Raw genomic sequence first — 8,354 nt, 5'->3', positions numbered from 1 at the left:
GTCCTATAGGACGTCAACGCTCGGACGTTAGCGGGGTTTTCTGCGTCAGGACTGGGGCGGGGCGGGGGGCTGGGTCGGGGTGTCCGACGGCGGGCTGACCGGGGGCGCGGTCGGCGCGGCCGACGGCGGCGTCGGGGTCGGGTAGGCGGCGCTCGGGTCGGACGGCGGCGTCGGGGTCGGGACCGGCGTCGGGGCGGCGCCCGGCCAGCCCGAGACGACCCCGCCGATCTCGTGCAGCAGCGCGCGGGCCTTGTGCGCCTGCTCGGTCGCGCACAGCACCGAGTACGACCCTGCGACGATCTGGCTGGCCGACGTGAAGTCCCGCTTGCCGCCGGTGAACGAGTAGGTGATCACCGAGAACAGCATCCCGAACGCGGCGCCGATCAGGATCGCCGCGATCAGCGGGAAGCTCGCCGATCCGGTGCCCGAGAACATCAGCAGCAGGAGCCCGACGAACAGCCCGAACCAGGCACCCGAGGCGAGTCCGGCCGCCGCGACCCGCGGGTAGGTCAGCCGCCCGGTCACCCGCTCGACCATCCGCAGGTCGGTGCCCACGATCGTGACGAGCTGGACGGGGAACGCCTTGTCGGCGAGGTGGTCGACGGCGCGCTGGGCGTCGAGGTAGGACTCGTAGGTCGCGACCTGCTCGCCCTTGGGCAGGGTCGGGACGGCGGGAACTCGGGGGCGGCCGGTGAAAGACATGCATCGATCCTCCCCTACCCGGCGCGCGGCCCGCCAGGCGCGCGCGGTCAGGGCGACCGTCGGCACTAGGCTGACCGCGTGAGCAGCGCAGGGACACGCGTCTTTGTCGCGCGCCTCGCTGGCACGATGGTTTTCGACCCGCTCGGAGACCAGGTCGGGCGGGTGCGCGACGTCGTGCTGCTTCTGCGACCCAAAGGCGTCCCGCGCGCGGTCGGACTGGTCGTCGAGGTGCCGGGCCGGCGCCGGGTCTTCCTCCCGCTCACCCGCGTGACCAGCATCGATGCCGGACAGGTCATCTCGACCGGGCTGCTGAACATGCGCCGCTTCCAGCAGCGCTCGCTCGAGACCCTCGCCGTCAGCGAGCTGCTGGACCGGACCGTGGACTTCGTCGACGGGTCCGGCAGCGCGTCGATCGAGGACCTCGCGATGGAGCAGCAGCGGACCGGCGACTGGCTCGTCACCCAGCTCTTCGTGCGCAGGCACGTGCCGGGCAAGGGCGGGCTGCTGCGCCGCCGCGGCGAGACGCTCGTCGTGGACGTCCAAGAGGTGACCGGGCTCGCCGCGCACGGTGCCGGCGCGCAGGGTGCCGCGCTGCTGCTCGCCGCCTACAACGACCTGAAGCCCGCGGACCTCGCCGACGCGCTGCACGACCTGAGCGTCACCCGGCGCCTGGAGGTCGCCAGGGCGCTCGACGACGAGCGGCTCGCCGACGTCCTGGAGGAGCTCCCCGAGGACGACCAGGTCGCGATCCTCTCGGCCCTCGAACGCGGGCGCGCCGCCGACGTCCTCGAGGCGATGCAGCCCGACGACGCGGCGGACCTGCTCGGCGAGCTGCCGCTGGCCGAGGCGGCCGAGCTGCTCGCCCTGATGGAGCCCGAGGATGCGCGCGACGTGCGCCGCCTGCTCGCGTACGAGGACGACACCGCGGGTGGTCTGATGACCACCGAACCGGTCGTGCTGCCGCCCGAGACGTCCATCGCGGCGGCGCTCGCGCACGTGCGCCGGCAGGACCTCACCCCGGCGCTCGCGTCCATGGTGTTCGTCACGCGGCCGCCCGCCGAGACGCCGACCGGACGCTTCCTCGGCGTCGTGCATCTGCAGCGCATGCTGCGCGAGGCGCCGCACGAGTCGATCGGCGGGCTGGTGGAGTCCGACATCGACGTGGTCACCGCGGACGCCCCGCTGATGCACGTCACCCGGCTGCTGGCCGCGTACAACCTGCTCGCACTGCCCGTCGTCGACGCCGAGAAGCGCCTGCTCGGCGCGGTCAGCATCGACGACGTGCTGGACCACCTGCTGCCGGAGGACTGGCGCGAGGCGGACGACCACGAGACCGGATCGGTCCTCCTGGGTGACGAGCCCGATCGGGGCGCGGACCGTGGCTGAGCGCCTCGACACCCCCAAGGAGATCCGGCGCTCGCTGATCCCGAAGATCCAGGTCGAGCGGGACGCGTTCGGCAAGATCGCCGAGGGCATCGCCCGATTCATGGGGACGCCGACGTTCCTCGTGTACATGACGGTGTTCTGCGCGGCGTGGCTCGCGTGGAACTCGCTCGGACCGAAGAACCTGCAGTTCGACTCCCAGGCGCTGGGGTTCACGCTGCTCACACTCGCCCTCTCGCTCCAGGCGTCCTACTCGGCGCCGCTCATCTTGCTCGCCCAGAACCGCCAGACCGACCGCGACCGGGTCGCCGCCGAGCAGGACCGCCAGAACGCGGAGCGCAACCTCGCCGACACCGAGTACGTGGCCCGCGAGATGGCCGCGCTGCGCATCGCGCTCGGGGATCTCGCAACCCGCGACTTCGTCCGCGGGGAGATCCGCAACCTGCTCGAGGAGCTCGTCGCAGACCGGGCCGGAGCGCCCGAGCCGCGGTCGCCGAAGCGACAAAAGTCCAAGTCCCGCGGCGGGGACGCGCGCGTCGAGGTTTCCGGCGGCGAAAGTTCCGGCGGCGAGGACATCCCCTCGTTGTAAGGCGGGCGCTCGCGGGTGACGTCAAGGCCGTGCTGAGGTCAGGTCGTCGGTCTCGGTTCGGTGCGCGCTGGTTCCGTCTCGCTTGTCGGGTCGTCGAGGGAGTCAGCGACGACGCCGTAGGTCGCGTCCTCGTCCTTGTCGGACGCCGACGTGTGGGTCGGCAGCAGGCCGAGGATGCCGCGCATCTTCTTGAGCACCTGGTCCGTGAAGAGCCCGGACAGGCCTCCGATTGCGGCCGCATAGGTGAGCGCCTGCCGGTCGCTGGTCCCGGACGCGTCGAAGAACCCGGCGATGATCGCCAGGTAGAACAGCAGGCCCAGGCCGGCCGAGCTGATCGGCCTGGTCAGGTACCACCACAGGTACCCGCGCTCGAGCGTCTCGTGCCCGGCTCGTGAGGAGAAGGTCAGGCTGAGCACGACGACGCTGCCGATCATCGCCGTGAGCAGCACGATCATCGCCAGGCAGAATTCGGCGGTCGGGGTGAACGACCGGCCGAGGAACGTCGCCCGGACGGTCGCGCCGTCCGCCGCGACGACGACGTTCGAGGCGACCGACCACGCCCACGGGATGATCGCGAGCAGCGCAAGGCCGATGACGAGGAGGTAGACGCCGATGGACCGCCGGAGCCGCTTCGACATCGGCCGCAGCTTCTTCGGCGGGACGGGAGCCGCGGCTGCGTCGGCGTGCTCCCGATCGATGACCTCGGACCGGTCCTTCAGCTCCTGGGCGTCCGGTCGGCCCGCCAGGGCGCTGCGGCTCTCCCTCGCTTGCTGTGCGGCGCCGTCGGCGCTCGGGACGGACATGGTGCGCTCCCTGTTTCGGTGGGTCCCCTTGGTTTTCAAAATCCTCCTCGGCGGCGAGTCGCGCAAGGCCTTCCGGCGGCGTGGTCGGGGGCCTGACGTGCGCGTTCGTTGATCCGCGCAGGGGCGCCTACGCTCCGTGCTCAGCCGACGCGTCGTTCCCCTTTCCGCTGTTGTCGTCCGCCCCGTCGGCCGGGTGCGACCGGAACTCGGATCGAAGGGTGGAGAAATGCGTGGGTAGCGAGAGCGCGACGCAGGATGCGCGACGCCGGTCACGCCGCCGGACGGTCATCGGGCTGGCGGTCGTGGCCGGTCTCTCCGCGATTCTCGCGGCGATCCTGGTCGTGATCGTGCTGGTTTCCGGGTCCGACGACGGCGCCGGCATTGCTCCGCGTCCGTCGCCTGTTCCGCTGTGGCGGACGGTTGGGCCGTTCGCGCTCCTGGCGATCTCGCTTGTTCTCGGCGGCGTCGCGGTCGCCGGAATGGTGCGCGGCAGGCACATCGAGTCCGCGCAGCGCGCGGGCGCGGCGCTCCGGTCATTGACCCGGCACGAACGCAAGCAGGTGCTCAGGCAGATCCGCGGTCAGCAACCTGCGGATCCGGTGCACCTTTCGCTGGCACGAGATGTCGCGCAGTCCCGCGTGGATCAGCGCTTCGTGCTGTTCTCCATCCTCGGCACGGCGCTGGCCGTCGTCGCGATGCTGTTCCTCAGGAATTCGGAGCACAGCCACGTCGTGAGCATTGTCGCTGCGGCGGTCGATCTCCCGGTGCTCGTCGTCGGCGCGCCCCTCGTGATTCGAGAAGTCCGCCGTGCGCGGCGCTTTCTCCGACAGAACCCGCTGCCGGTGATCGAGGACGGCGATGAGCGGTCGTTTGATCCCGACCCGAACCTGACCTCGACGAATGGAGCTGACCGTGGGTAGCGAGGCCGACCGATCTGAGTCCGAGCGCCGATGGAGCGACGCGCAGAGCGTCGTGGACGGGGTCGCGACGGAGGGTGCTCGGCGCCGGTTGCACCGCCAGAAGGTCATCCGGCTCTGGATCCTGGTCGCCGGCGCCATCGTTCCGCTCGCTGTCCTCGCGCTGGTTCTCGGCCTGACCGACCACCACTGGGGGCCTCGGGACACGTCCGAGGTTCCGACCTGGCGGGCGGTCGTCGCGATCTCGCTCATCGGCGTAGGTCTGGCCCTCGAAACCGTCGGAATCGTCCGCACGGTGCGAGCCCGGCGATTGGGTTCCGCTTGGCGCTCGGCGACCGCGGTCCTCACGGGCAAGGAACGCAAGCGACTGCTGAAACAGGTTCGGGGCCAGCAGGTTACCGATCCGGATCGGCTCCCGCTGGCGCGCGATCTCGCGGATTCTCTCGTTGCTCAGCGGCATTTCCTCTTCGTGTGGCTCGGCGTCGCGCTCACGGCCGTTGCTCAGCCGATCCTCAGCAGTCCCCACAGCGATCACCTGGTGACGAACCTGGTGGCCGGCTTCAATGTCGCGCTCTTCGCCGTCGGCACGCCACTCGTGATTCGAGAAGTGAGGCGGGCGCAGAGGTTCCTCCGGCAGAACCCGTTGCCCGAGGCCGCGGAGCGTCCGCCTGTGCCGTGAACGGCGCTACGGCACGAGATTGCGCACCGGACCAACGCGCACGTCGTCGTGCTTCGATGAGTCATGCGCAGTTCTGGAGAGGGCATTCGAACAGTGGCCGGCCATGCACATCAGGCCGTCGTCGTCATGCGGGTTGGTCGTTGACGGATGCCCTTCACCGCGAGTCACATCGCCGCCGTCCTTCCGCTCACGCGGGCGCCGCTGGTCGCGTCCGCGCTGGTGATCGGGAGCATGACCCCCGACCTGCCGTACTTCGTGCCGCTGCCGGTCGGGGCTCCGATGACGCATTCGCTGCTCGGCGTGGTGAGCGTGGACGTCCTGCTCGGGCTGGCGGTCTTCGTGGTCTGGCACGGCCTGCTCGTGCGGCCCGCGCTCGCCGCGGCGCCGGCGTCGTTGCGGGAGCGCTTGTCTGCCGATGCGGTCCGGCGCCTGCGCTCGCGGTTGGCGTCACTGCGCGGGCTGCTGGTCGTGAGCGTGTCGCTGGCGGTCGGGGCGCTGACCCACGTCGCATGGGACGCGTTCACCCACGAGGGCGCCTGGGGGACCGAACGAGTCGCTTGGCTGATCGCGAGCGAGGGTGCGTTCCCGGGGTACAAGTGGGCGCAGTACGCCAGCGGAGTCGTCGGCGCGCTGGTGGTGGCGATATGGCTGGCGCGGTGGTGGCGGCGGACTGCCGGGCCGGCGGTGGAAGCTGGGTTGCGCGCGACCCCGGAGCTGCCGAGGACGGGCGCGAAGCAGCCCGCGGCCGTCGCGGGATTGCCGAGGACCGGTGCGGAGCTGCCCGAAGCCGCCACGAGGTTGTCGACGCGAGTCGCGGCCGGGGCGTGGCTTGCGATCGGCCTCGCCGGGGTTGTGGCCGCCGCGGTGGCGAGCTGGGCGCCGCTCACCGTGCGCGGTGGCCCCTATCTTCGCGACGCGGCCGTCGTTGCGGTGACCCACGGCATTGCGTTCGCCGGCCTCATGACCGTCATCCTCGCTGCGAGCTGGCATTGTGCCGCGGCGTTCCGACGGGTTGACCGGCGCGACGTCGCACCCGGGTAGCGCCGTCCCGCGCCGGAGTTAGAGCTCCTTGTTGCGGAGCAGCGACTTGACTGCGAGATCCCGCCGCAGTCGCGGCTCGGTCAACGCGTCGACGATCACGGCCGCGCCGATCCAGTGCGCACCAGAGTCCTCGACCAGGCCGTGGGCTCCGAGCGCCTGGCCGCCGGTGTCGATCCAGTCGTCCACGAACAGGACGCGCTCGCCCGCCGGGAGCAGGCGCTTGGGAAAGCCCAGCCTGAGGTGTCGGTCGCGGTAGTCCGGCGGGGTGGTCCGGTAGCGCCAGGACTCGCTGTCGGCCGCCGGGCCGTCGTCCTTGCGGATCTCGATGAGGCCGACGCCCAGGTGCGCTGCGACCAACGCGCCGAGCAGCGTGCCGCGGGACTGCGGACCCAGCACGACGGTGGGGCCGGAATCGGGGAAGAGGCCCGCCAACGCCGGCCCGAGGCGCGCAAGCACCGTGGCGTCGCGCCACCAGCCCGTCACGTCGGCCCATCGACTCTCGTCAGTCCGGTCACCCTGAGAGCGATAGGTACGCAGCAGCTCCTCGCGGATCGGGCGAGCGACTGTCGATCGCCGGCGGCGCGCCTCGGCCGCGGCCTTGTTCTGGTCCGTCACCTGGCCATCCTGCCAACGTGAGCCTCGGGGACGCGGGTCATTTTCCGTCCGTGCGGAGCATGGGACTGGTGGGACTGGAGTTGCCCCCGCCGAGCTGCCCGGGCGCCACACAGGCCCCATGAGCACCATGCTCCGCACTGACGGTTCGCAATCGAGCCCGCGGCCCGTCCCCGGCGGCTGCGCGGCCGGGCGGATACGCGGTGCGGAGGGACGCGCGTGGGAACGGAGTTGCACCGAGTGACCCCTGAGGTGTCACATGAGCACCAGGAGCCCCACCAGTCACTCGCGCGTCCCTCCGCACCGCGACCGCCGCAGTCCCGGGTCCGCCGGGCCAGTCCTGGCCCCGGCGCCGACCGCTGCACGGCCCCGATAACCGGCCGCCGGACTGCGCGAACTACCATGGACGCATGCCGACTGTTGCCGATCCCACCGCTCTGACCGACGCCATCCGCGCGGCGCTCGAGACGGTCCAGGACCCCGAGATCCGCCGACCGATCACCGAGCTCGGCATGGTCCGGTCGGTCGACGTCGGGCCGGACGGCGCGGGCGGCACCCTGGTGACCGTCGGACTCGACCTCACGACGCAGGGCTGCCCGCTCAAGGACACCCTGACCAGGGACATCACCGCCGCCGTGATCGCCGTCGAGAGCATCACCAGCGTCAATGTCGAGATGGGCGTGATGAGCGCCGAGCAGCGCAAGGAGCTGCGCTCGATGCTGCGCGGCGGGGTCGCCGAGCCGGAGATCCCGTTCTCCAAGCCGGGGTCGCTGACCAGGATCTACGCGATCGCCTCGGGCAAGGGCGGTGTCGGCAAGTCGACGGTCACCGCGAACCTGGCCGCCGCGATGGCCGCCGACGGCCTTCGGGTCGGTGTCCTGGACGCGGACGTCTACGGCTTCTCCCTGCCGCGGATGATGGGCGTGGAGCTGCCGCCCACCCGCGTCGACGACATGCTGCTGCCGCCGGTCGCGCACGACGTCAAGGTGATCTCGATCGGGATGTTCGTGCCGGCCGGCCAGCCGGTCGTGTGGCGCGGGCCGATGCTGCACCGCGCGCTGCAGCAGTTCCTCACCGACGTGTTCTGGGGCGACCTCGACGTGCTGCTGCTGGACCTGCCGCCCGGCACCGGCGACATCGCGATCTCCGTCGGCCAGCTGCTCCCGTCCGCCGAGATCGTCGTGGTCACCACCCCGCAGGTCGCGGCCTCGGAGGTCGCCGAGCGCGCCGGGTCGGTCGCGCTGCAGACCCGCCAGCACGTCATCGGCGTCATCGAGAACATGTCCTGGCTCGAGCAGCCGGACGGCTCGCGGCTCGAGCTGTTCGGCGCGGGCGGCGGCGCGACCGTCGCGGCGAGCCTCACCAAGACCATGGGGACCGAGGTCCCACTGCTCGCCCAGGTGCCGCTGGACGTCAACCTGCGCGAGGCCGGCGACGCCGGGACCCCCGTGGTCCTGAGCGCCCCCGACTCCCCCGCCGCCCAGGCGCTGCGCGGCATCGCCCGCACCCTGGCCACCCGCTCCCGCGGCCTGGCCGGCCGCCCCCTGGGCCTCTCCCCCGTCTCCCGCTGACCGCTGAAACGCGCCACACCACGCGCAACGTCCGAGCGTTGACGTCCTATAGGACGT

Annotated in this window: 9 protein-coding genes; 6 read left to right on the top strand and 3 right to left on the bottom strand. The window is 71.5% G+C overall.

Annotation, left to right across the window (positions count from 1 at the left end; translation table 11 throughout):
- Positions 1–45 precede the first annotated feature (45 nt).
- A complete protein-coding gene (locus tag VIM26_RS22150) occupies positions 46–702 on the bottom strand; it encodes a general stress protein (protein WP_331955324.1) in 657 nt (218 codons plus the stop codon).
- 78 nt (positions 703–780) lie between these two features.
- Here VIM26_RS22150 and VIM26_RS22145 point away from each other — a divergent pair, with 78 nt between their 5' ends.
- Together VIM26_RS22145 and VIM26_RS22140 are read left to right on the top strand one after the other, a co-directional pair.
- Positions 781–2,088 carry a magnesium transporter MgtE N-terminal domain-containing protein gene (locus tag VIM26_RS22145; protein ID WP_331955322.1) on the top strand — a complete coding sequence of 436 codons (1,308 nt, stop codon included), beginning with the start codon at positions 781–783 and terminating at the stop codon, positions 2,086–2,088.
- On the top strand, positions 2,081–2,674 hold the full coding sequence (locus VIM26_RS22140) for a DUF1003 domain-containing protein (RefSeq protein WP_331955320.1): 594 nt from the start codon (positions 2,081–2,083) through the stop codon (positions 2,672–2,674). Before VIM26_RS22145 ends, VIM26_RS22140 begins: the two co-directional genes overlap by 8 nt.
- A 38-nt stretch (positions 2,675–2,712) precedes the next feature.
- On the opposite strand, the gene VIM26_RS22135 is transcribed toward VIM26_RS22140, so the two are convergent.
- Positions 2,713–3,477, bottom strand: a complete 765-nt coding sequence (locus tag VIM26_RS22135) for a hypothetical protein (protein ID WP_331955318.1) — start codon at positions 3,475–3,477, stop codon at positions 2,713–2,715.
- Between the two features lie 302 nt (positions 3,478–3,779).
- Here VIM26_RS22135 and VIM26_RS22130 point away from each other — a divergent pair, with 302 nt between their 5' ends.
- The 3 genes from VIM26_RS22130 (at position 3,780) to VIM26_RS22120 (ending at position 6,114) form a co-directional block, all read left to right on the top strand.
- A complete protein-coding gene (locus VIM26_RS22130) occupies positions 3,780–4,397 on the top strand; it encodes a hypothetical protein (RefSeq protein WP_331955316.1) in 618 nt (205 codons plus the stop codon).
- 88 nt (positions 4,398–4,485) lie between these two features.
- Complete coding sequence (locus tag VIM26_RS22125) at positions 4,486–5,073, top strand: hypothetical protein (RefSeq protein WP_331955314.1); 588 nt, start codon at positions 4,486–4,488, stop codon at positions 5,071–5,073.
- Positions 5,074–5,220: 147 nt separating this feature from the next.
- Entirely contained in the window at positions 5,221–6,114 is an 894-nt protein-coding gene (locus VIM26_RS22120; protein ID WP_331955312.1) for a DUF4184 family protein, read from the top strand.
- Positions 6,115–6,132: 18 nt separating this feature from the next.
- Here VIM26_RS22120 and VIM26_RS22115 read toward each other — a convergent pair whose 3' ends face one another.
- Complete coding sequence (locus tag VIM26_RS22115; protein ID WP_331955310.1) at positions 6,133–6,729, bottom strand: phosphoribosyltransferase family protein; 597 nt, start codon at positions 6,727–6,729, stop codon at positions 6,133–6,135.
- Between the two features lie 407 nt (positions 6,730–7,136).
- Here VIM26_RS22115 and VIM26_RS22110 point away from each other — a divergent pair, with 407 nt between their 5' ends.
- Positions 7,137–8,297, top strand: a complete 1,161-nt coding sequence (locus tag VIM26_RS22110) for a P-loop NTPase (RefSeq protein WP_331955308.1) — start codon at positions 7,137–7,139, stop codon at positions 8,295–8,297.
- Positions 8,298–8,354: the final 57 nt, after the last annotated feature.

The organism is Pengzhenrongella sp. (assembly GCF_036565025.1).
Lineage (GTDB): Bacteria > Actinomycetota > Actinomycetes > Actinomycetales > Cellulomonadaceae > Pengzhenrongella.
The sequence above is the reverse complement of the archived record's forward strand: the minus strand, read 5'-3'. Positions and strand labels throughout refer to the sequence as shown.

What these genes read in the sequence shown, in the direction of transcription:
- VIM26_RS22135 (WP_331955318.1), bottom strand. Translation starts at nt 3,477, where the DNA reads ATGTCCGTCCCGAGCGCCGACGGCGCCGCACAGCAAGCGAGGGAGAGC.
- VIM26_RS22150 (WP_331955324.1), bottom strand. Translation starts at nt 702, where the DNA reads ATGTCTTTCACCGGCCGCCCCCGAGTTCCCGCCGTCCCGACCCTGCCC.
- VIM26_RS22120 (WP_331955312.1), top strand. Translation starts at nt 5,221, where the DNA reads ATGCCCTTCACCGCGAGTCACATCGCCGCCGTCCTTCCGCTCACGCGG.
- VIM26_RS22110 (WP_331955308.1), top strand. Translation starts at nt 7,137, where the DNA reads ATGCCGACTGTTGCCGATCCCACCGCTCTGACCGACGCCATCCGCGCG.